This is a genomic window from Gammaproteobacteria bacterium (assembly GCA_015709635.1).
Lineage (GTDB): Bacteria > Pseudomonadota > Gammaproteobacteria > Burkholderiales > Nitrosomonadaceae > Nitrosomonas.
Map to the genome: position 1 here is coordinate 2,687,712 of CP054180.1, position 22,417 is coordinate 2,710,128.

Annotated in this window: 20 protein-coding genes and 1 pseudogene; 5 read left to right on the forward strand and 16 right to left on the reverse strand. The window is 44.4% G+C overall.

The window, feature by feature from the left end; genetic code table 11:
* The first annotated feature begins 8 nt into the window (after window positions 1-8).
* Window positions 9-1,538: an IS21 family transposase gene (locus HRU78_12785; protein ID QOJ24405.1), complete on the forward strand. Its 1,530-nt coding sequence runs from the start codon at window positions 9-11 to the stop codon at window positions 1,536-1,538.
* Complete coding sequence (locus tag HRU78_12790; protein ID QOJ24406.1) at window positions 1,531-2,352, forward strand: ATP-binding protein; 822 nt, start codon at window positions 1,531-1,533, stop codon at window positions 2,350-2,352. The genes HRU78_12785 and HRU78_12790 overlap by 8 nt, the downstream gene beginning before the upstream one ends.
* Before the next feature lie 145 nt (window positions 2,353-2,497).
* Here the strand turns inward: HRU78_12790 and HRU78_12795 are convergent.
* The 15 genes and pseudogenes from HRU78_12795 to HRU78_12865 form a co-directional block, all read right to left on the reverse strand.
* Window positions 2,498-2,674: pseudogene (locus tag HRU78_12795) on the reverse strand (VOC family protein).
* A gap of 405 nt (window positions 2,675-3,079) precedes the next feature.
* Window positions 3,080-3,484 carry a GFA family protein gene (locus HRU78_12800; GenBank protein ID QOJ24407.1) on the reverse strand — a complete coding sequence of 135 codons (405 nt, stop codon included), beginning with the start codon at window positions 3,482-3,484 and terminating at the stop codon, window positions 3,080-3,082.
* 347 nt (window positions 3,485-3,831) lie between these two features.
* Window positions 3,832-4,290: a transglycosylase SLT domain-containing protein gene (locus HRU78_12805; GenBank protein ID QOJ24408.1), complete on the reverse strand. Its 459-nt coding sequence runs from the start codon at window positions 4,288-4,290 to the stop codon at window positions 3,832-3,834.
* 28 nt (window positions 4,291-4,318) lie between these two features.
* Complete coding sequence (gene trbL / locus HRU78_12810) at window positions 4,319-5,410, reverse strand: P-type conjugative transfer protein TrbL (protein QOJ24409.1); 1,092 nt, start codon at window positions 5,408-5,410, stop codon at window positions 4,319-4,321.
* A gap of 46 nt (window positions 5,411-5,456) precedes the next feature.
* The gene (locus HRU78_12815) at window positions 5,457-5,633 is read right to left on the reverse strand and encodes a hypothetical protein (protein QOJ24410.1); all 177 of its coding nucleotides are present in this window, start codon (window positions 5,631-5,633) and stop codon (window positions 5,457-5,459) included.
* A gap of 23 nt (window positions 5,634-5,656) precedes the next feature.
* Window positions 5,657-6,457, reverse strand: a complete 801-nt coding sequence (trbJ, locus tag HRU78_12820; GenBank protein ID QOJ24411.1) for a P-type conjugative transfer protein TrbJ — start codon at window positions 6,455-6,457, stop codon at window positions 5,657-5,659.
* A gap of 18 nt (window positions 6,458-6,475) precedes the next feature.
* Entirely contained in the window at window positions 6,476-7,885 is a 1,410-nt protein-coding gene (locus tag HRU78_12825) for a conjugal transfer protein TrbI (protein QOJ24412.1), read from the reverse strand.
* Between the two features lie 13 nt (window positions 7,886-7,898).
* A complete protein-coding gene (locus HRU78_12830; protein ID QOJ24413.1) occupies window positions 7,899-8,372 on the reverse strand; it encodes a conjugal transfer protein TrbH in 474 nt (157 codons plus the stop codon).
* An 11-nt stretch (window positions 8,373-8,383) separates the two neighbouring features.
* Window positions 8,384-9,292: a P-type conjugative transfer protein TrbG gene (trbG, locus tag HRU78_12835; GenBank protein QOJ24414.1), complete on the reverse strand. Its 909-nt coding sequence runs from the start codon at window positions 9,290-9,292 to the stop codon at window positions 8,384-8,386.
* 14 nt (window positions 9,293-9,306) lie between these two features.
* Window positions 9,307-10,071, reverse strand: coding sequence for a conjugal transfer protein TrbF (locus HRU78_12840; protein QOJ24415.1), 765 nt, complete (start codon window positions 10,069-10,071; stop codon window positions 9,307-9,309).
* Window positions 10,068-12,605, reverse strand: a complete 2,538-nt coding sequence (locus HRU78_12845; protein QOJ24416.1) for a VirB4 family type IV secretion/conjugal transfer ATPase — start codon at window positions 12,603-12,605, stop codon at window positions 10,068-10,070. The genes HRU78_12840 and HRU78_12845 overlap by 4 nt, the downstream gene beginning before the upstream one ends.
* On the reverse strand, window positions 12,602-12,913 hold the full coding sequence (locus tag HRU78_12850; protein ID QOJ24417.1) for a VirB3 family type IV secretion system protein: 312 nt from the start codon (window positions 12,911-12,913) through the stop codon (window positions 12,602-12,604). Before HRU78_12850 ends, HRU78_12845 begins: the two co-directional genes overlap by 4 nt.
* 10 nt (window positions 12,914-12,923) lie before the next feature.
* Window positions 12,924-13,295: a TrbC/VirB2 family protein gene (locus HRU78_12855; protein ID QOJ24418.1), complete on the reverse strand. Its 372-nt coding sequence runs from the start codon at window positions 13,293-13,295 to the stop codon at window positions 12,924-12,926.
* A gap of 21 nt (window positions 13,296-13,316) precedes the next feature.
* Window positions 13,317-14,282, reverse strand: a complete 966-nt coding sequence (gene trbB, locus HRU78_12860; protein ID QOJ24419.1) for a P-type conjugative transfer ATPase TrbB — start codon at window positions 14,280-14,282, stop codon at window positions 13,317-13,319.
* 100 nt (window positions 14,283-14,382) lie between these two features.
* Window positions 14,383-14,754 (reverse strand): helix-turn-helix domain-containing protein, encoded by a 372-nt coding sequence (locus tag HRU78_12865; protein ID QOJ24420.1) that lies wholly within the window; start codon window positions 14,752-14,754, stop codon window positions 14,383-14,385.
* Window positions 14,755-15,237: 483 nt separating this feature from the next.
* Here HRU78_12865 and HRU78_12870 point away from each other — a divergent pair, with 483 nt between their 5' ends.
* The 3 genes from HRU78_12870 to HRU78_12880 all read left to right on the forward strand — a co-directional run bounded on the left by HRU78_12870 (window position 15,238) and on the right by HRU78_12880 (window position 19,448).
* Window positions 15,238-16,293, forward strand: a complete 1,056-nt coding sequence (locus HRU78_12870; GenBank protein QOJ24421.1) for a ParB/RepB/Spo0J family partition protein — start codon at window positions 15,238-15,240, stop codon at window positions 16,291-16,293.
* 39 nt (window positions 16,294-16,332) lie between these two features.
* Entirely contained in the window at window positions 16,333-16,704 is a 372-nt protein-coding gene (locus HRU78_12875) for a conjugal transfer protein TraO (protein QOJ24422.1), read from the forward strand.
* A gap of 197 nt (window positions 16,705-16,901) precedes the next feature.
* Entirely contained in the window at window positions 16,902-19,448 is a 2,547-nt protein-coding gene (locus HRU78_12880) for a DNA phosphorothioation-associated putative methyltransferase (protein QOJ24423.1), read from the forward strand.
* 37 nt (window positions 19,449-19,485) lie between these two features.
* Here HRU78_12880 and HRU78_12885 read toward each other — a convergent pair whose 3' ends face one another.
* Complete coding sequence (locus tag HRU78_12885) at window positions 19,486-22,410, reverse strand: HNH endonuclease (GenBank protein QOJ24424.1); 2,925 nt, start codon at window positions 22,408-22,410, stop codon at window positions 19,486-19,488.
* Between the last annotated feature and the right edge of the window lie 7 nt (window positions 22,411-22,417).

A 22,417-nucleotide genomic window follows, 5' to 3' on the forward strand; every position in this document is an offset into this window, starting at 1 on the left:
CGATGAGGATGTATACAGTGGAACTATATGTAAAGATTCGACGAGCGGTGATGGTAGAAGGCAGAAGCGAACGCGAAGTTGCGCGTTATTTTGGAATTCACCGCAAGACTGTGAAGAAGATGTGTCAATACGCGGCACCGCCGGGTTATCGGCGCAAGAGCGAACCAGTATCTCCCAAGCTTGCTCCTTTCACTGGCATCATTGATGCCATTCTGGAAGCTGATAAGCAAGTTCATGCCAAGCAACGCCATACTGCGGTGCGGGTATTGGAGCGATTACGGGATGAACATGGTTTCACCGGTGGTTATACCATCGTACGTAATTATGTTTACAAGGCTGCGGTTCGGCAGAAAGAAATGTTCATACCGCTGGTACATCTACCTGGGCATGCCCAAGCAGATTTTGGTGAAGCTGATGGCTATATTGGCGGCAAACTGGTTCGATTCCATTATTTCTGCCTTGATTTGCCGCATTCGGATGGTTGTTTTGTCAAAGCTTACCCGACTGAAGATACTGAATCCTTTCTGGATGGCCATGTTGCTGCATTTGCGTTTTTTGGTGGAGTGCCGCAATCGATCTTGTATGACAACACCAAGATTGCGGTAGCCAAGATATTGGGTGATGGTAAGCGCCAACGCACCAAGGCATTTAGTAAGTTGCAAAGCCACTACCTGTTTGAAGACAAGTTTGGACGACCGGCTAAAGGTAACGACAAGGGCAATGTTGAAGGGATGGTCGGTTATAGTCGCCGTCACTTCATGGTGCCGCTACCTATTGCTGCCGATTTTAATGCCCTGAATGCCAAACTGCTGGATGGGTGCATTAAACGCCAGCAGGCGAAACTACGGGGTCAAACAGAAACCATCGTTGAGCGCATGAAGCGTGATACGGCTGCGCTGATGGCTTTACCTGCCGCTGCTTTTGATGCCTGCCACAAGATTTCCACGCGTGTATCTTCACTATCGCTCGTGCGTTATCGGACCAACGACTACTCAGTGCCTACCCAATATGGTCACCGGGAAGTATTGGTCAAAGGCTATGTAGATCACGTCGATATTTGCCTGGGTGCAGATACGATTGCACGCCATGTGCGCAGTTACGGTCAAGAAGAATTCATATACAACCCATTACACTACCTGGCATTGCTGGAACAGAAACCGCGTGCGCTCGATCAAGCAGCGCCCTTGCACGATTGGGTACTGCCCGAATCATTCGATCGCCTGCGTCGACTGCTGGAAGTCCGCATGGAACGGCGCGGTCGCAAGGAATATATTCAAGTTTTGCGGTTGCTGGAGAATTTCAGTCAAGCGCAGGTTGAACAGGCGATCAAACAAGCGATGGGGCTGGGTGTAGTGGGTTTTGATGCTATCAAACATTTGATCCTATGTGCGACCGAACAACGGCCTGCCAAGCTAGACTTGGCGCTTTACCCGTATCTACCGAATGCCAGTGTAAAATCCACCGAACCACGAGCGTACTTAAGCTTGCTGCAAAAACCTAAGGCAAATCAGCAGCCTATGGAGGTGCGTCATGACTGACACGTCTATACCTACCACGGTTGTGCCACAGGTTTTGCTGGTCAATCACTTCAAGACCTTAAAGTTGCCGACCTTTGCACGTGAATATGAGAAAGTGGGTATCGAATGCGCACGTGAAGATATCGATTATGCACGTTACTTATTACGGCTATGCGAACTGGAATGTATCGATCGTGAACGACGCAATACCGAGCGGCGCATACGTCAGGCAAAATTCCCAGTGACTAAAAGCCTGGATACGTTCGACTTTGCTGCGATTCCTGGGTTGAACAAATCGTTGGTACTGGAGTTGATGCGTTGTGAATGGATAGACAAGCGCGAGAACATTATTGCGTTGGGCCCTTCAGGCGTTGGCAAAACTCATGCCGCATTGGCTTTAGGGTTAGCTGCCTGCCAGAAAAGCATGAGTGTAACATTTACGACAGCTGCAGCGCTGGTGCATGAATTGATGGAGGCGCGCGATGAAAAGCGATTGCGTACCTTGCAAAAGCAATTGACTAACGTCAAATTGCTGATCATCGACGAACTGGGTTATGTGCCATTTACTGCAATTGGTTCAGAGCTCTTGTTCGAAGTATTCAGCCGTCGATATGAACATGGATCCACTCTAGTCACATCGAATTTACCATTTGATGAGTGGACCAGTGTGTTGGGATCAGAACGATTGACCGGCGCGTTGCTGGATCGCTTAACCCATCATGTGCATATTCTGGAAATGAATGGAGAATCGTATCGCCTGGCCGCAAGCAAAAAACGGCAAAAGCAGACAGTACAAACCAAGCCTATAGAAAAGGAGGATTCCAGACCAATATAAAAGATTTTAGGGGAAACACTGCGCTTTGACTGAAACCCAAGAAATAAAAAATCAGAGGCGCAAAACCAAGAGGTTAAATCCCTCTTTTTATTAACCTAACTGGTACACTTTTCGCGCGCTATTTGGTACCTTTTTACTCCGATATTGACAGCAGTAAAGTGGTTCCCATGGAGCCAGGCGGCGAGACGACTACCCAGCGCTTATCCTGTTCCGGCAAGTAAGTATCTTCGACAAGAACGAAATCCAACTTGTTCAAGTAGAAATCGAGGGCCTCATCGTAGTCCCGCACGACGACGGCGATGTGGTCAATGGACTGGTTCATGCGAAATCCTTCTGGGAGCGGCTTCGCGAAATGGGAGCGTGTTCCCCAATAGCCCTTTGTGTATAGGAAAAATAAACGCTCTTTTTCATCGGAGGCGAATGTAATGGAAATCGGGCGGAGTGTCAAACACAATGACAAGCGATCAGAAATTCACAAAGTTTGTACCTGATCGGTAGCAAAAAGAATCGATCCTAGATTCTTTTATCAGCAGCGAAAACATCCATTAGTGCACAGGCCTCGCCGAAGCGGATAAATGGTAACTGGTTTATCAAGATTCAGTTTAATATCTCATGTATATACAACTAACGTTTGAATTTACCGGATGCTGCACGGCTTTATCGCGCAGCATCCGGTGAAATGATGGGTTAGGCGTCACTGGCTCGGCAGAAAAGTAGACTCGCACTTCTACAGGTGCCTCGTTTCGGCTGGCGATACGCTCCAATTATTATTGCGGCCATCAGCGAATCGAATTGGCGCTTCAATAAGTTCTATTGGATCAGCATTGTCGAGGGCTGCCAGCTGAACTGCAATGTAGTCGCCACCAATTTCTTCAACATACCCACGTGCGAACGAACGCACACCACAGTACTTACAGAAGAAGTGGTGGCCAACCCGATTGCTGAATTGATAGTCAGTCAAGTCGCTCTCGCTGGACAGTAGCCGGAAGGCACTGGGCTTAATGATTGCATTCCAGTTCCGTGTTTTCGTGCAGATTGAACAATTGCATTTGTTCGTGCCCAAGCTAAGATCAATATCGGCTTCAAACCGAATGGCTCCACAGTGGCAGCTACCAAGATATGTTTTGAGCATTACTTTCTCCTAAGTAGTCGTAGGAATGCGATGTGAATCACCCCGAGTTTTCTGGAAACTTTTTGGGGCTGTAGTAGTTTAGCTTAGATGATAAGCTAATTTAATTCGTTAAAAGAAGAAATGTCCGGTAATTAAACAGATTCTTCTCTGTTTCCCCATACTCTATTATTTTCGTTCTGAGGGATTCTCTATCCGTTCATAACGATTAATCTTTTTTCAATTTATCAATCTTAATCGCAGGATCGTCTTTAATTAAGGCATGAATAATTAACATTACCTATAAGTAACATAAGCCTGTTATTCACAACCTTTTCCACGGAATTTGTGGATAACGCATAGAAACTGACTTAATCCATATAAACGCCAGGTATTTTATTGTTTTCCGTGATAAAACAGTTTTCTAGCCAATCCGCCCATTTAACAGCTTTGGCAATCAGATCAGCCCGATACTTTGCATTATATTTTGGAGTACGAGAATGATAATTGGCTGCTCTCGTCCAGATGTCGCCTTTATCATTTTTGATATGTAGCCGCACACGCCATGCGGCCAGATCATAGGCATAACACCCCGGATTTGCCACATGATCAGGCTTAATGCCATATTTGGATAAATCTTGAAGATATGCGGTATTAAATTGCATCGAGCCAACATCGTGAGTACCGTTACTGTTACTCACCCACTGACCCGGTTTGCCACCCTCTTTTTCGGCTATCGCCAACAAGATATTGGCGGGTATCTCATACTTGATGGCAGCAGCGATTGAGCACACCACTCTTTCCTGCATATCCGGCGGCAAATCCATCATCGATCGAATCGCATAAATACCTTATTCATTATTTACCACCTCCTCGCGAAATATTGTTCATACCTGACGATTCCTGAGCCTGGCCTTTTTCTATGGCACTGCGCAAAGCATCCGTCCCTGCACTTCTTGCTGCCGTCAGACGATTTGCTGCCAGTGTGCCGCCATATGACGCAACGGCTGCCACTGTGCCTGCCGCTGCCATAAAACCACCGGCGCCATAACTACCAATTCCGACAGTCGAACCTATGCTACTACCCGTTATAATGCCAGCCAGCAACAGCGGCAATCTGGAAATCAACACAAAAAATGCAATCGTAAAAATCAGCATGACCGCCAGTTCTTCATAATTCAGAACATTCTTACCCATTTTGGCGTAAAAACTGGATAACAGATCACTGCCAATACCAACGATCAGGAGCATCACAAATAGCTGAATACCAACACCCAGAACTGTTTTAAAGTAGTTTATGGCGATATCGGATGTCCAGCGTGCGCCGCCAAAGCCTAGAAAGAATATTCCTGCATACATGAGGATCCATCCTGATATCAGCAAGAGCAGCATGTTGACCGCAATTACTGCCAGAATAATTAAAATAATCAACGAAATGACAAAACCCATCAGACTATCCATAGGTTGCATGAATGTCAGATTATTCGTCGCCTGGTTCCAGATTAAGACACCTGTATCCATAATACTGGAATGACTGGCACCACCCGGCATGCCAGCTGCGCTTCTACCTAATTCTTCTAACGATAGAATAATAGTACCGGCAATATTGTGGCCTGACACGGCATTGGTGAGTAACCAGAAATAAAGTCCTGTAAAGATAATAAAACGCGTGAATTCGGCAAAGAAATCACCAATATCAGCTTTACGCAACAACATCATGCCGAATGTCCACACCATGGAAATCAATACCAACGTCCAGAACAAACGCTCAGCTGCAGATTGGATAATGCTCTGCCATGATTTAACCTTATTACCAAATTTTTGAATAACCTGATCCAGTACGCTTTGATTAGTCGCCGGATCAATATAAGAAAGTTCTGCGTATGCGCCAGCAGAAAAACACATCAGAAATAACATAATCAAAATAGTGTATGGATTCATTCTGTGCATTTGCATATCTCCTTCATACAATTATGCCCACGAGCATATTGCTACTCTACTCATCAAAACCTTCAGCATCCTTAATGGACCAATTTTTTCTTTCCGGCATTTCACTTAATTCTTTCTTAGGCTCCTTCAATTCAAGCTTGCCATCGCCATCCTTATAACAGCCTGACAACAGCAACAAAGACAATGAACAGATAACTGCAATAATCAAATGACCTTTTTTCATCGGTATCTCCTTGGGTTAGTGTTTCAAAAGGCATCCCTGACAGACCAGTTTCTACCCACTGGCAGTATTTCAGGACTCAATCGCTTGGTTGCTGCTTCACGCGCAGCCTGCTGCATAGCCTTTTGATCTACCTCGGCCTGACTAAGCGTATTGGCGGCATTGTGCTGAGCAATCAGCATCTGGCGCATTTGCAGCAACTGGTTTGACTGATACGCTGCTAACTGATTGGCATATTGCAGGGCCTCCATTTGTCCTTGAGCGGATTCGGTCTTTTGTTGTAAGACTTGCAGGTGAGCAGCATCCACTGGAATCTGATTCTGATGTTCGCTTAAACCGCGCAGGAGCGAATCATTGGCATTCTTTTGTGCATCGGTGCTGGTATTTTGTCCTTCCTTCAGGAGTTTCCAGGCGCCTTCATTGCATTTTTCCTGCAAACTAAAGCAAGGGGAACTGCGATAATATTCAACATTGCGAAACCGCTGCATATAACCATCCAGTCCGCCATACTGCTGTTCATAATAGCGTATGGTATTGGTCAAATTGATGAGCTTGTTCATCGCATACTCCACTTTCGCCCAGACATAAGCAGGAGGCGCCACGGTATTTCGGATCATGTTCTCATATTGCTGCAATTGCGTCTGATACTGCTCTATTTGCTTTTGGGTCTGCTCTATCGCTTCAAGCGCAGTAATTGTGGTTTGTTTGATATTCGCAACATCAATGACCGCCATTCCCCCGGCACTGATACTCGATGAATAACCAACATTACCGATTACGAGCAGGATTGATATCAACTGAGAGACTATATTTTTACTGTTTGTCATGTTCAAACACTCCATGCATTAATAATCAAATGATTGATACGGTTTAGAAAACTTCATGTCTCTGGTTACAATGATGTTAAAGCGATACCCCGGCCTGATTTCTAGTGTTGGTGAAATATTCAGGTTTTTCCGAATGAGATTGGCGGTCACCAACCCCAATTGCTGACCCAGCGATTGACTCATGATGCTGCCGGCATTTTGCCGCCCGAATGCACCCCCTGCATCACGCTGGCTATACGCAGCACCGGCCACAATCGCCGACATGATCAGGGCTGATCCGAAGATGCGGATATAGTGATTATTGACCAGATCCTTAAAGCCTGCGTAGCCCACCCCGTCAGCACCCGGCATGGCACCGATATCCATGGTCTTGCCATCCGGAAAGATAATGCGTTGCCAGGCAACCAGCACACGTGCCTGACCAAATTCTACTTCGCTGGAATAAGTACCCACCAATCTGGATCCTTGCGGAATCAAACGCCATTTGCCGATCGGTGAATCATAAATATGCTGGCTCACCTGCGCCATGATCTGCCCCGGCAGGCTGGAATTAATACCTGATATCAAGGTTGCCGGTATTACAAACCCTGTTTGCAAAACATAAGGCGATGCGGGCTTTTGGACTTCGCTATTTAATTTCCAGCGTTCCTCGCCACTCGCTGAATCAAAGCGCGAGTAATCCTTATCCCGTGTACCAGTCTCGTCATCCAGCAATCGAGGAGCGCCATCGTCCATGAATTCATCACTTCTACCCGCTCCCATTCCTCCCGCCACACCCGTTCCCCCATCCTGCCGTAACTGCGCCAGGCGCGCATGATAGGCAGCCGTTGGATCTTCGCGCAGGTTTGCATCGATCTGTTGACGCACCGATGCCAATTTAGCCAACATTTCCTCACGTGTTTTAGGTGCACTGGCGTTGGCTAAATCCGGTGATGATCCGGCACTTCTGGGTGCAATGACATTCACATTGGTTTTGGCCTTGATCGCTTCTTCCAGTTGCTGGCGTTTCAGCATGCGAATATGCGCAATATCAGCATGAAGCGATGGATCGGTAGTATCCATAGATGGCGGCAGAGGCGGCCGATCCAGATCCGATGGCCGTTCAATAATAATTCCCTGTAGGGGTGCTTTTTCGGTTAAATCAGGAGTTTTAGTCTGAGTTTTGGGTTCGATAATGCCGCCGATATAGTCTTTGGCAATCAGTGAGGCAAAGGAATTGCTTGACTGAGTGTCATGATTACCATCAAAATCGTATTGACCGCGCTCAGCTGCACGATTCATGGCGACAATCATCATAAGCAACATGAATATCAACATGATCGCGCCAAAAATAACAATCGGAAGGTTATTGACGCGCCGCACCCCGACACTTTTGGTAACTACATCCGGGGATGAATCAGGCGACAGGAGTTTAGAATTGGTTGACATCACCTTTCCCCCCTTATTCTTTTCTCACCCAAAGACCGGCAGGGTGAATACTGTCGGCCTGCACACTAAATGCACGCGACAAGCGCATATCGTCAATCATGAGTTTGACATGATATAAATCGCTCGACTGATCAACAACGTAACTCAAGGCTAAGCCTTTTTGCGGTTCAATATCAGGTTGATTCGGCGCAGCAAAGATTTGTTGCTGAATTGATTGCTGAGTCGCTTCCTGAACTGCAAACCCTGTCAGTCTCAGGTTTTCGATCAAGGCATGACCAAACGGGTCATTAACCATATGGCGCAAATTAAACTGCGTATTAGCCGCCGGATACAGCCGCACTATTTGGGCTGTTACGTCATCGGCCATGACTTTGCTGTATAGGGTTGAAGGATTTTGAATAAAATTGCCATACGGTTGGCTTACACAACCATTCATTAGCAATAAAACCAGCATGAGGATAAAAATAGAGTTGGATGCGGTGATCATTTTATTCATCATCAATTCCCCCGCGTAATCGTCACCCGGCTTTGATTGCCGCCCACTCCCGCAATCAGAATCGCACGATCAAACACGGTATCTACGATATAGCGATCGCCCTGCAAACGGTAATTCACCATAACCGTTTCATCCTCGCTAAAAATGCCGCCTTCTTTGTTCAGTAGCAGCAAAGTCGGTGCTTCCGTTTGCGCCATGATGGCAGGCATTTGTATGATGGTTTTCTGACCGTCGTTATAAACACGCAGCGGTTTCCAAGCGGCATCCCCAGACACTGCATACGCAAAATCCAGATTGCCCAGATATTCCCCGGTTTCAGAAATGGTGCGCGATTTCCTGATTCCCATCGTATGGCTTTCTTTATCTCTAATCGCATCCCATTTAATCAGCGCATCTTCCGGATAAGTAAAACTCACTCTCGGCATAAAATCGCGCCGGTGAGATCGCAGACGCATGTGATACGTGCGCCGGTTGGTCGTCACAACTAAGGATGTTTCAAGTCCCACATCCAGTGGTTTCACAATCAGATGTTGCACTTCAGCAGAACCTTGACCGGTAACCGCGGGTTCTATTAGCCAGCGCGCCTGGTCGCCCAGGTGGATGGAATTAACCTGCTCACCCGGCTGCAATTCGATATCGCACACCTGTAATACTGCACAGACGATGCTGGGCTGCTGTGAGCCAAACAGAAAACGGATGGATCCATCCGGCCCTGCGACCGGCTTTGTGCCGGTGGGATTAACTGCCTGCCATTTCTTGGCCAGATCAATAGCTGCGCGTTCCTGTGGAGTGAGTTGCGGGTTCTTATCGTTGAAATACGCTTCTGACAAGCCGTTGGCATAGCTTGGGGCAATCAGTCCAATGGACAGAATCAACGTGCTTAGCGTACTTAAAGAGAATAACGGTTTCATGATGAGTGACCCCTTTATGTTTGTTTCGACCAGGAGAAATCCTGGATATAAATACCCAGCGGGTTATTTCGGATCTGTTCTTCCGTCGTGCTTTGCGTGGTCGGCTTGTTATAGATCCTGAGCAAAGCACGCATCTTGAAAGGCGGTTCGGTTAAGTGCCCTTGACGGTCATAGACTTTCTCCAGCCAATCGACCTGCCAGGTCTCAGGTGATTGCGGGATCACCGATATGATTTCAACATTAACCGTTTGGGTTTCAGCACGTTTGAAAGGACTGCTGGCCTCACTGCTATTGAACCATTCGTTAGCTTTTGCTGTTGCGGGATCGTTATTGGATAACATGGCATACGCACGAAAGATAGCGCGCCGCTGCAAGGCGATATCCGGTGTCACCATGCGCAAATCATTAATAAACGATGCCACGGATGCATGCACTACGCGCTGATCGGCCACCGCAGCGATATCCGCACGCGAAACCGCGATGGCTTCACCCAGTTTATTGACCTGCACGACATAGGGGATGAATTTGGATTGGCTGCCGATGACAATCACACCCCCCATTCCTGCCAGCGCAATCAACAAACAAAGCAGTGCTAGCATTTGCCACATAGTGCGCGAAGCAATTACTTCCCGCATGTGATCATTCCAGGTGCGCCGTGCTGACAGATAGGGGTTCTCATTTTCACCGCAGCGGCGACCGCCTTCCATCACACCGTCATTAACACGCACAGTTTCATCCGCACCCGGCTTTAACTTGAATAGTTCGTTGATCATATTCATGCGGCAACTCCATAATCAGATAACGTTAACCCTTTGATTGCCAGCCACTCACTAACCCAACCGTCACCATACTTGTCACACAGGTTTTTAATCGTGGCGATTGATTCCTTATCCGTAGATCCTATAAGCGCCAGCGCCAATGGGCCAAGCGCCAGGTCGTAGAGCCGCCTGCCGTTCTCGGACACGGTGTAGTATTGCTGTTTGGGAATGGCAGAAGCTAAGATCTCAATCTGTCGTGAATTGAGGCCCATGCGCCGGTAGAGTGCTGAGGCTTCCTCATCACGCGCAAACACATTGGGCAAAAATATCTTGGTGGCGGTGGATTCAACAATGACATCGAGAATCCCGCTGTTGGCCGCATCGGACAGGCTTTGCGTCGCCATCAACACTAAACAGTTATTCTTGCGCATGACCTTGAGCCATTCGCGGATCTTTGCGCGAAATACCGGATGACCCAACATCAACCAGGCTTCGTCCAAAATGATGGCGGAAGGTTGCCCATGCAGGCTGCGCTCAATGCGCCGAAACAGGTACAGCAAAGTTGGCAGTGCGTATTTATCACCGAGATTCATCAATTCTTCGATCTCGAACGTGGTAAAGGTCGAGAGATTCAATCCATCGGCTTCAGCATCGAGTAAGTGCCCCATCATGCCATCGATGGTGTATTGCCGAAGACACTCGCGAATACCTTCATCCTGGATCGTCACTGACAAGTCCGATAAGGTTTTTGATCCGCTTTGATGCATGTTAGTAATGGCCTGACTGATTTCGTTACGCTGTAAAGGTGTTACGGTGATGCCATTGAGTTCTACCATCAAACAAATCCACTCCAGCGCCCAGGCACGGTCACCCTTGGTTTGTAAAAACTGTAATGGACAGAAAGACAGCGATTCATCATCCCCTGCTACCGTGAAATGCTGGCCATCCACTGCCTTTGTGAGTGGATACATCGATAGCCCTTTATCAAAGCAATAAATCGACATACCCTGATAACGCCGCAATTGCGCGGCAATCAGTGCCAGGTGCGTGGATTTACCAGCTCCGGTCGGTCCGAACATAAAAGTGTGGCCCAGATCGCGCACGTGCAGATTCAACCGGAAAGGGGTTGCTCCTTGTGTCACACAGTGCATTAATGGTGGTGAATTAGGTGGATACATCGGGCACGGTGCGGATTCCTTGCCGGTCCAGATGGTATTGACCGGCAACAGATCAGCCAGATTCATGGTGTTGATGAGCGGTCTGCGCACATTCTCGACACCATGGCCGGGCAGGCTTCCCAGATAAGCATCCATGGTGTTAATCGTCTCAACCCGTGCGGCAAATCCCAAATGGTTGATGGCTTTCTCAACCTTGCGCCCGGCTTCTTCCAATGCTGCCCGATCTTCCATCATCAGCACAACCACGCTGGTATAGTAGCCTTGACCTACAAAACCGCTGTTGGTCTCTGCAATGGCTGACTGCGCATCTTCAGTCATATTCAGCGCGTCTTCATCAATGTTGCTACTTTGTAGGTTAAACACCTGGTCAAAGAAGCCACGGATTTTTTGTTTCCAGCGTCTGCGGAATTTTTCCAGATGGTTGACTGCTTCATGCGCATCCATAAAGATGAATCGCGATGACCAGCGGTATACACCCGGCAATTCAGAGAGCAGATTTAACATGCCAGGGGAGGATTCGAGCGGAAAACCCTCAATCGAGACCACTTGAACAAAATTGCGGCCAATTTTAGGTACGACCCCACCCCACATTTCCTGACCGCCGAGCAAGGTATCCAGATACATCGGATTGGCAGGTAACACCATCGGATGATCCAGGCCAGTCACACATAACTGCAGCCACTGCAAGAAATCATCATGCGTGATGGTGGTACTGTCCTCATTGACCAGCTTGCGGCTTTTTAAGCGTGACAAATGAAATACGCTGGATAATCGGGATTCAAAGTTGGCACATTCGCGCTGGAAATATTCCAGCAAACCTTGTGTTCTGGCTTTTTGGTCGGGTGCTTGGGCTTCATCGTCAAACATCAGCTCAACGAATTTGCGCTGTGCCAGCATTGGCGGTAAGTACGTCAGTGATACGATAAAACAGCTCTCGTACATTGTACCGATACGCTCGAACAGATTGCGCCGCTCCTCGTCAATGGCAGCGGTCACAGGGTCAGGATAATTGGAGTGCGCTTTGTCTGAATAACCTTGCGCAGGTTTTCGGATCGCATCCACATGAATCATCCAACCATTGCCTAAGCGTGATAATGCTTGGTTAATGCGGAATGACACGCGCTCACGCTCAATCTCGGTACTGCTGGCCGTATCATCGCCACAAAATACCCAGGCAGCCATCAATGAACCGTTCTTGCCGACAATGACGCCATCTTCCACGACCGCTGCATACACCAGCAGATCGGAAAAGCCCATTGCTTTGGATCGATGTTGATCCAGTCTTAATTCTTTATCTGCATCACGGATACGGATAAACAGTATCAAGAGCAGTGCAGCTCCTGAGATTGCAATGAGAATAGAAATGGCGGCAATCATAGATGCTGTTTTTCCTGTGTGAGCGTATTGTCATAAAAAGGAGTGCTTCGCGCCGGATAGTATTTTTTGTATTGCATCTGACGTAAGTAAACATGACGCAGTTGCGGATCATTTTTAGCCATCAGTCGTAGTGCAAACAGTGCAAAAACCCATAGGGCTATACCGAAGAGCGTAGCCTTGATTTCCATCGCCACAAAAATGGATGTCGCTGCAATCAGGATGGAAAACATAACCAGTTCCCGGTCACCCCCCATAAACAGGTTAGGACGGTTACCCGATTGACGGATAGGTATTGTTCGCAAAGCCATAATCAGCCTCCTATTCTTGTGGATTTACGACTGATTCATGGATTTCACCCGGAATAACCGCGCCCTGAAATAGATTTGTCATGATGTTGTTGGCGCCGACGAGTAATGCCATCACCAGCACGATAAAAATCAAGGTGCGGAAAAACGCATTGAGTTCACCACCAAAGATCAGAATGCCGCCTGCAACCACAATACCTACAATGGACAAGGTAAAAGCAACCGGGCCGGTGACGGAGTTTCTGAGATTAACCAGCCAGGTTTCATAGGGAAGCGCACCGCCCGCGCCAACAGCGGCTTGTGCGTTATCAACCGACAAGAAAAACAAAAGGAAAACGCATAAAGAAACAATGAAGAAGGGTGAAATTGAAGGCATCATTTTCATTGACTGACTCCTGTTATTTATTTACAGCTTCTTGATTTGGTAACTTCCTCTTTTAAAACCTTGTACTTCGATAATCTGTTGGATTCTCCTGCCGTTGGGTGTGCGCGTGATATGCACGACCATATCAACCGCCTCCGCGATTAATGGCATAATTTCTTTCGGTGCTGAAGGATTGCGAGAAATCAGAGATTCCAGACGAGTAAGCCCTGATAGCGCATCATTGGCATGCAAAGTTGCAGCTCCACCTTCATGACCGGTGTTCCAGGCATCAAGCAAATCCAGTGCTTCAGGGCCTCTCACTTCACCGACCAGAATGCGATCCGGGCGCATACGTAAGGTTGTTTTTAACAACTGCGTCATGTCGACATCAAGTGTGGTGTGATACTGAACAAAATTCTGGGCAGCGCATTGGATCTCGCCGGTATCCTCCAAGATGAAGATGCGCTCATCCGGGTCACTGCGAACCATTTCATTGATAATGGCATTGATCAATGTTGTTTTGCCTGATCCGGTGCCGCCAATGACCAGAATGTTGCGGTGCTTGCGCACGCCATCTTTAATGACATCAGAGTGTCTTGGCGACAACACGCCGGTTTCCACATACTGCTCAAGCGTAAAGATCTTGATGGCTTTTTTACGGATGGCAAATGTGGGGGACGAAACAATGGGGGGTAGTTGACCGGCAAAGCGTGAATTATCGAGCGGGAATTCACCTTCAATCATCGGGTTGAATCGATTGACTTCCTTACCGTGGAAACCTGCAACTGTTTTGATGACCGCTTCAACCTGGGCAGCCTGGATATTTCCGATATGTTGTATCTTTTGATCCAGCTTCTCTTGCCAGATACGGCCATCGGCATTGACCATGATTTCAACCGTCTCAGGATCTTGCAGTGCGGACAGTATTTCCCGTGCATCACGTTCCAGCTTGCTCTTTGCTCGGTCTTTAACGGTTGTGATGTGAGGTAATTGATCTTGCGATGTCATGCGAATACTCCAACAACTTACACACAACATTACAATATAACGTAATTATATTTTGTGCAATACTTTTTTACTGTTTTTCTACTGCTTTTTATTACTTTCTCTATTGCTTACTTTTATTTTTTAATAAAAATGCTCTGTTCTTTTTATCCCATTGCTCGACTTGATACGCTTCAAATTCACTCAGCACACCCCCTTTCCAGACAAAGCCTTTAGGCAAATGCTTTAGCTTTCGATTGGTTAATGCTTCAAGATCACTTGCACTCATATCCGAACTATCCAATAACATTGGCAGTGGAGTCTCGAGTGCTTCAGCAATTGCTTCTATAATTCTGAGTGATGGGTTGGCCTTGTCATTGGTCAGATCGGTAAAAAAAGAGATGGAGACCCCCGCCTTTTCTGCCAATTCTGATTTGGTCATATCCTTCTCATCAAGGATACGCAAAATATTTGTGATGAGAATCAAATTGTACATATAATAGCCCTGCCATTTTTAGGGTTTAAGCAGCTTAACTAATCAACACCATTGTTTTGCAGCAGTTTTGCTGCTATTTTAATCCAAAATAAAAACACACATTCATTAATTCAATGGAGGGCTAAATAATAGTTTCGTTATATACTTATTCAATGGTTAATTATTAATAATAGTCTTAAAATAGAAATCAAACTAATAATTAACTACATCATTGATTTTTATTAATATAACAAATATTAATAGTTACCTTAGAATGCTATGGATAGAGGGTAGATGAGTAACCGATGGAAAATCTTGAGAATCTGAAAACATATGCCGTTTTCTGATACGAGAGATTAAACATTCAATAATAAACCAAACAAGAAGAACAAAAATACAAAAGTGCAAAGACAACTTTTGCGCGGTTTTATTTGTTGATGATTGCATCCATAGCTTCTATCTTTCCACCCAGTATAACGAGCGCAAGTTAGGCCCACGATTAAAATGACAGGAAGAAAAAAAGAAAATAAAAAAGGGCTTGTTGCACCTATCGGCGCGACAGAAATTGACATCACGCTGATTAGCGAAGATATCCATCAACCCCGGAAGGAATTTAATCAGGAAACGTTACGAGAATTAACGGAGACGATTAAATTACGCGGAGTAAAATCACCCATATCGGTTCGTCCCAATCCGGATAAACCGGGAACCTACATTATTAATCATGGGGCAAGACGCTATCGTGCCAGCATTCACGCCGGGTTAACAAAGATTCCAGCATTCATTGATACCGATTACAGTGAAGCTGATCAGGTGATCGAAAATCTGCAAAGAGATGATTTAACCTCCAGAGAGATTGCTGACTTTATTGGGCGGCAACTGGCAGGCGGTAAAACCAAATCTGAAATTGCCAGGCTGATCGGCAAAACCAATCCTTATATCACCATGCATGCTGCACTCCTTGATTTGCCTGATCCACTAGGAGAAGTGTACCGGACAGGCCGCTGCACCGATGTCACAGCACTCTATGATTTAACTAGACTGTATAAAGCCAATCAAGAGGAAGTAATCACCTGGCTGGCGCTCAGTACGCAAGAAGAGATATCACGATTGGATGTATATCATTTCAGTCAATTCTTAAAGCTAAAAAAAACGCCCCCATCTAATTCTGCGGATGATCAAGTAATTAATGCTGAAGGCAAATCAAATACGACTCTCGATAACAACAACGATCAAAAACAAACCACGCCGAATTCATTACTGGACTCTATTTACAATCTGATTAAAAAAGACAAACGCAAGCCGCAGGATTTAATGCGCGATCTGTCTAACGATAATAAAGAGTTACTAAAAACCAGGATCAGTGATTATTTTGAGCAAGGCAGAAATTGCCAAAATATCGTTCAATTCACCATAAAAGCTTTGCAAGATGGCAGCTTCTCAGCCAAGGGGAGCGGCGCACTGCAATTGATCGCCTTTTTGCATGGTATGGAAAGATCAGAATCTTTTGATCTCTTAAAAATACTGGAAGAAATTGCCGGACAACAGGAAGCAGGATAATTTAGACTTGCTAGCAAACCTACTTATAACTAATTTTAAATGACGACACCCGCAAAGCTACGAATGATTGTAATGAATGGACAAAAGATTCTACAAACTCAGAATAATAATGAATGGGAAACGATTGGCACCATCAAGAAGGTTGATGAAGGTATCAAGCCGGGCGTCTACAATATTTATTTAGCTACAGCACCCATTGATAAAAATCAGTATCAAGGACAAATTATTTATATTGATAAAGAGAATTCTGTTTTTTATCAGCAGGTCAAGAAGGATTTTATTGTGCACCAACTAAATGCTGTTGATGGCAAGCCTATTGCTGGCAAAGATGTGGTTATTGCATATGATGAGGAGAAAGCTACGTTAACTCTAATGGATACGCTTAAGATTAAAAGAACGTTGAAAATTTGACACTAGGTTACCGAAATAAGAATTTCGGCAAAAATACACGCAAGTTTTAGGTGCCGCCCAATTTTTCCAATAAGACCATCATGTACCCATCTTTATTTTAAAGAACATTATAAGAAATTATATCAAGTTACATTATCGAACATAATAATGTTGCCAGCTTAGATCCAACAGCTCTTTACCTAGCAATTCGTGCAATCATGGTTTCAGACAATACCGGAAAATTTGTTCACTCATCTCGTTATCTGCATATAGAGGCATTCGATTCACTTAGTTTAACGGATTTAGAATTAATAGCAGATGCAGAAAAACTTGCGCAAGTTACTAAAGGCATTAATTACAATGTGGTTCGAATCTCTGAAAATAAAGAATCCATTTCCTTTCTCCATTATCCTGGTTTTTTTAATCAACCTTTTCCCAAACTAAATGCAAGTTGGCGTGTTGAACTCCATGGATCTGGACGAATCCATAATCGTTCCTACGCTGATTCACTAAACCCGCCCATCCTTCATCGTAAAGAACTTCTACTTCCACCTGATCATAAAGAAATTTCAAAATTTCAAGTACTGACCAGTACTGCTGAGACATTAGGACTCTTCGATGATCCTTCTAGAATTGGTTTTCAGAATCAATGGGAAAAATTGATCGCCGAAAGAGGATATTGTTTGATAGATAATGATTTTGTTCCTCTTGGCAACGACTTTTCAGAAATAGACAGCATTAGTGAAAGTTATACAGCCACTGTTGGTGAAGTGCCGAGACATTTGACGGCTCTTGTTCGATATGGTTTTTCCGCTCCTATACAAATGCTCGCAAGATTTGGCTTCCTCGATGGATCACATAGTGTCTTTGATTATGGTTGTGGCCGTGGAGATGATTTACGAGGTTTACAAGAAAATGGTATTCGAGCATCAGGTTGGGATCCACATTATGCACCAGAGAATCAAAAGAAGTTATCTAATATTGTTAATCTAGGTTTTGTCATCAATGTTATCGAGGATGTCAATGAGCGTATCGAAGCACTTCAAGGAGCCTATTCATTAGCCCAAGAGCTACTAGTGGTGGCGGTGATGCTAACTAACCAATATGCGGTGAAGGGTAAGCAACTCTATGATGGAATTCTGACAACTCGGGGTACCTTTCAAAAATTTTATACACCAAGTGAACTAAAAATCTTTATCGAACAAAATTTATATGAAGAATCAATCCCCGTAGCTCCGGGTATATTTTTCGTTTTTAAGGACAAAGATGCGGAACAACGTTTCTTGGTTAACAGAAGCCGTTCACGTTCTAATCTATTGCGTGCTGCTAGCCAGTTACAACGTGCATCAAAACCAAATAAGATTGAGATAGATCTCGCACGCTATGCTGAACATCAGGCTCTGCTCGATTTGATTTGGCTTCAATGGTTAGAAAACGGACGCGAGCCGGATAAAAGTGAAGTCATAAACTTGCCTCAAGTAATTGAAGTTTTTGGTAGTTTGCCTAGAGCACTTCGTTTCTTGCGAAGTCAAAAAGATGATGCCATTCTGGAAACTGCTCGCAAGATCCGGCAAGATGATTTATTAGTCTACCTTGCGCTTGGAATGTTTGATAAGCGTAAACCCTATCGTCATCTTGATCCTCAATTGCAACGCGACATTAAAGCTCACTTTGCTGATTATGGGGCTGCCCAGCTAAAGGCAAGGGAACTACTGTTTCAAATTTCGCAACCTGAGCGCATCAACGCGGCCTGTCGTGACGCGGCATCAAAAGGTCTCGGTTGGTATATCGAAGGCGAGTCATTACAACTTCATTCAAGTCTTGTCGAACGACTTACCCCCATTCTTCGTATATATATTGGTTGTGGTGCAGCACTGTATGGTGATATTACATCGGCTGATCTAGTCAAAATTCACATACGATCAGGAAAACTTACCCTGATGCGGTTTGATGATTTCTGTGGGGAACCACTTCCCAAAATGATACATCGCGTAAAAATATTATTTTATAAGCAAGAATTTCATCTTTTTGAATATGGGGAAGAATTTGTTCCCCCTTACCTTTATCTGAAATCGCGATTTATGAATGAGGAAATGGATAGTTATGCGGAACAGGTTGCATTTGATAATCAACTAGAAGCCTTAAGGCTCTTTGATCTATCAGGCTATGGACCAAATCCTTCAGAATTCATTCACAACCTTAATCTTGCACGTTGGCAAATTGATGGAATGCGCTTAATTCGGAGTCAATCTATTCCCAATCTTGACACTCCATGTGGTAAGTATTTTACTTATCGCGACCTCATTGAATGTGGCGAAATGCAAGCTAGAACAGGCATTTCTAATTTACCGAAAGAAGCAGATTCCTATACAGCCATATATGAACTTGCAACGAATATTCTTGATCCAGTTATAGATTATTATGGAATGATTAAACTAACTTATGGTTTTTGCTCGACAGAGCTTGCAAAAGAGATATCTGGAAGAATTTCGCCAAATCTTGATCAACATGCTGCTCATGAAAAAAAACGAAATGGTAAATTCATATGTGAACGATTAGGCGCTGCTTGTGATTTTATTATTGAAGATGAAGATATGGAGGAGGTTGTGCAATGGGTATGTGAGAATACTAATTTTGATAGGATATATTTTTATAGGAATGATCGTCCTATCCATGTAAGTTTCTCTTGTTTACCATCTAGGCAATTTACAAAGATAAAATTAATAGGCAATGGAAAAATTATCCCCTGCACATCAAAGATATAGTTAAGTTCACAACCGCCCATTACCTTTCAATAGTGAGTTAGCGTTTTAAATCTATATAATCATCGATACCATCTCGATAGTTTAAAATAAACTCCTGTAAACGACTTGGACTTATCTCTTTAAAAACCCATCGTCTAGTAAAATAGACTGAAAGCCAATCACTAAATCGCATGACTTCATGAGCCCAATCATGTGCCTCACATATCACTCGCAAAAATTCGCTAGTCGTTTCGCGGCTTATATCACCAGTTTCTTCAAAATCGACTTCCCCTTGAGCAATCAATGCTCCTGTATAAAATATCAAATCGACCATCATTACAGCAAAAAAATCATCGCGCTCTCTTGTCCCATCTTTCATTTGTTTTCTTAATTCTGTTGTTGTGGAATTTTCTAAACCTAGGCAAAACCCATTTAACTTCTTGCCGTACTCAGCGATACTAACAAGAATAATCGTTCCAAAAAGCTTTCTAATAACCTGAATACAATGCTGGTGGTTAAGAGGGACTGCCGGATTTAAAACGCGTAATATATCGGTTCTTAAATCTAATAGCGCACTATCCACGAGTTCCTCGTTCAAATGGTTGAGAATTTCATTTTGATAAGTATCAAGAAAAGTATAACCAAGTTCGCTAAAAGCATTACTTAGATATTCTATCATTTCGACAGAATGAAATACTTTCACGGCCTGAAAATAAAACTCCGCAGCAGATTTAAAGTTTCCTAGATATGATTCACAATTCCCCAGCTGATGTAAGATTTGTCCGCGATTTACACCTATTGATGAACCTCTTACGTGGCTTAGAGAATGACGATAAGCTTCCCTTGCTTCTTTGTATCTTTCTTGAGATAGCAATGAATACCCAAGAATTCCTAAAGAGTTAGATATATCATTGTGTAAGTCTAGATGATCTCCTACTTTATCGACTTCCACCGCAGTACGTAGTCGATATTGATAGCCTTTTAATGCTTTGCGAGCGTGTTGTTCGGCAGATAAAAATTCACCAGACTGTTGAGCAGCTATTGCGCGGGACATCACCAAATCTGGTAGGTATTCTAGCGAATCTACAGCGCTTTCTATTCGATCAACCAAATTTATACCTTTGGTAATTAGTGAGTCATCAAAACTACGAGATGCTAACGCCATAAATTGCGCTGCCAAACTTGAGGCATCGGTCCAGTTTGAGGAACGAATTGCCATATCAGCAGCGTCTAATATGACTTGCGCACCTTGTTCCGGGAGTCGAGAAACAAAGAAATAACGCATTAGAGAACGGGCAATAGAAATGGCAGTTTTTAAGAGCTTATAATCGCTCTCTCTTGACTTAGTAAGTTTTATGGCGCCCAAAAGGTTTGGTAATTCCATCTCATATCGCCGCATAACATTAAATGTGTCTTCTGGGCTGTCGTAATTGAGTTCGAGTACTGCCACCATCATCTCGAATTCCTCAAACATGTAGTGAACCATGTCGTCAAAAAGTTCCTGTTCATCAGTTCGAGCTCTGTCTAATACGAATTGACGAATTGGCGTCAGCAAGTTGCTACGACTTAATTTATCATTTATTGGCATATCATTAACAAAATGCCATCGCCGAAGTATGGCGAGAGCCTCCATTGAATCTTCTAAACACCCCCAGTTGTTTTCTAAATTCTCTTTGAAAAGCCCTGCCGGAGATAGCGCTAAAGCCCATAGCAATTTCTTACAATCAATAGAAAGTGTTGTATATGCAATTTCTAAACATAAAATTAAAGAGGTTTGGCGACTGTGATGTTTTCGGTCAGGCAAACGAACAGACCGGGCTCCATTTCTTTGAATGGCGAGCATTACGTTAGCTGTGCCACCATAATACTCAGCCAGCGCTCCTGCAAACTGAATTGTTAAAGCATGTCCGTCACAGAACTTTAATAATTCCTCTAAACTGGTTCTACTATCTTTTCTGTATTGTATGTAAGATTTTTCAAATAACAAAAGGCTAGCTGACGCATCTAATTTATCTAACTTTAAGCAAATATCTGATGGAAAGCGGTACAAAGTGATTTGGCTCGTCAACACGAACTGTGTGTGATATGTATCCTGAAGTAGTTGAGTTACTGTATCTTCGAAGTCATCTAAGTTCTCCAAGCTACTCTGTTCTATACTATCGAATACAACGCATGCTCGCATATCATCAAGGCGATAAGGAATTTCTTCTTTATTGCAAGCGATACCCTCGCTGGATAGTGCAGTGCGTAAAGCCATGACGAAATCAGCGATATGCCGATATTGTTCGATATCGCACCAAATCACTGTCCGTCCAGTCTCTATCCGACTCAACGCTTGTAAGACTAATTCAGATTTTCCGATACCCCCCACTCCGTTAACTACAACGGATTCACCTAACTGCAAAGCATCTATAAGGATTTGTAACTCTCTTTCTCTACCAAAAAATTGTTTGGAACATCGTGGAGGACGAAACTTTTGAGAAGGAGGCAATATTCGATTTCTCAGTCGAGAGCGTGTTCGATCAATTAGTTCTTGTTTTATTTTCCGTAAATCTTCACTTGCTAGGCTTTGCTGTGCATCATGTTCCCGATGACATGAAGAGCATATACGAATCAAATTATTTGGATGGTGAGATCTACTTATACTCCAGGGAATGATATGCGCTGTATCGACACCAGATCCTGAGCCACAGCGCGCGCATTGATTATGGCTCTCAGCTCTTAAATGATCTAGAATCGCTTTAGGAATACTAGGCCGAGGATCGCTAGGGCCGCACCAATATCCGGCAAGCAACTTGTCAAACTCATATAACTCTTGTTCAACAAACCAAGTTTTTCTCTTCTTCTCCTTTGTTTTTAGAGAGCGCAGGCCGCTAGATTTAGTAAAATTAAGTTTTGTAAATTGAAAGAGGAGTTCTACTGTAATTCCAAGATGGATGGCGGCATTTAGTGGTGTAAGCAGCTTCTCCTCGTCATCTATCATATCTTTA

Bases quoted from the DNA above. Each gene is read 5' to 3' on its own strand.
- HRU78_12825 (QOJ24412.1), bottom strand. From the start codon at position 7,885: ATGTCAACCAATTCTAAACTCCTGTCGCCTGATTCATCCCCGGATGTA.
- HRU78_12870 (QOJ24421.1), top strand. From the start codon at position 15,238: ATGACAGGAAGAAAAAAAGAAAATAAAAAAGGGCTTGTTGCACCTATC.
- trbJ (QOJ24411.1), bottom strand. From the start codon at position 6,457: ATGACAAACAGTAAAAATATAGTCTCTCAGTTGATATCAATCCTGCTC.
- HRU78_12855 (QOJ24418.1), bottom strand. From the start codon at position 13,295: ATGAAAATGATGCCTTCAATTTCACCCTTCTTCATTGTTTCTTTATGC.
- trbG (QOJ24414.1), bottom strand. From the start codon at position 9,292: ATGAAACCGTTATTCTCTTTAAGTACGCTAAGCACGTTGATTCTGTCC.
- HRU78_12785 (QOJ24405.1), top strand. From the start codon at position 9: ATGTATACAGTGGAACTATATGTAAAGATTCGACGAGCGGTGATGGTA.
- HRU78_12880 (QOJ24423.1), top strand. From the start codon at position 16,902: ATGGTTTCAGACAATACCGGAAAATTTGTTCACTCATCTCGTTATCTG.
- HRU78_12830 (QOJ24413.1), bottom strand. From the start codon at position 8,372: ATGATCACCGCATCCAACTCTATTTTTATCCTCATGCTGGTTTTATTG.
- HRU78_12845 (QOJ24416.1), bottom strand. From the start codon at position 12,605: ATGATTGCCGCCATTTCTATTCTCATTGCAATCTCAGGAGCTGCACTG.
- HRU78_12840 (QOJ24415.1), bottom strand. From the start codon at position 10,071: ATGAATATGATCAACGAACTATTCAAGTTAAAGCCGGGTGCGGATGAA.
- HRU78_12885 (QOJ24424.1), bottom strand. From the start codon at position 22,410: ATGATAGATGACGAGGAGAAGCTGCTTACACCACTAAATGCCGCCATC.
- HRU78_12865 (QOJ24420.1), bottom strand. From the start codon at position 14,754: ATGTACAATTTGATTCTCATCACAAATATTTTGCGTATCCTTGATGAG.
- HRU78_12800 (QOJ24407.1), bottom strand. From the start codon at position 3,484: ATGCTCAAAACATATCTTGGTAGCTGCCACTGTGGAGCCATTCGGTTT.
- HRU78_12805 (QOJ24408.1), bottom strand. From the start codon at position 4,290: ATGATGGATTTGCCGCCGGATATGCAGGAAAGAGTGGTGTGCTCAATC.
- HRU78_12815 (QOJ24410.1), bottom strand. From the start codon at position 5,633: ATGAAAAAAGGTCATTTGATTATTGCAGTTATCTGTTCATTGTCTTTG.
- trbL (QOJ24409.1), bottom strand. From the start codon at position 5,410: ATGCACAGAATGAATCCATACACTATTTTGATTATGTTATTTCTGATG.
- HRU78_12875 (QOJ24422.1), top strand. From the start codon at position 16,333: ATGACGACACCCGCAAAGCTACGAATGATTGTAATGAATGGACAAAAG.
- HRU78_12850 (QOJ24417.1), bottom strand. From the start codon at position 12,913: ATGGCTTTGCGAACAATACCTATCCGTCAATCGGGTAACCGTCCTAAC.
- HRU78_12790 (QOJ24406.1), top strand. From the start codon at position 1,531: ATGACTGACACGTCTATACCTACCACGGTTGTGCCACAGGTTTTGCTG.
- trbB (QOJ24419.1), bottom strand. From the start codon at position 14,282: ATGACATCGCAAGATCAATTACCTCACATCACAACCGTTAAAGACCGA.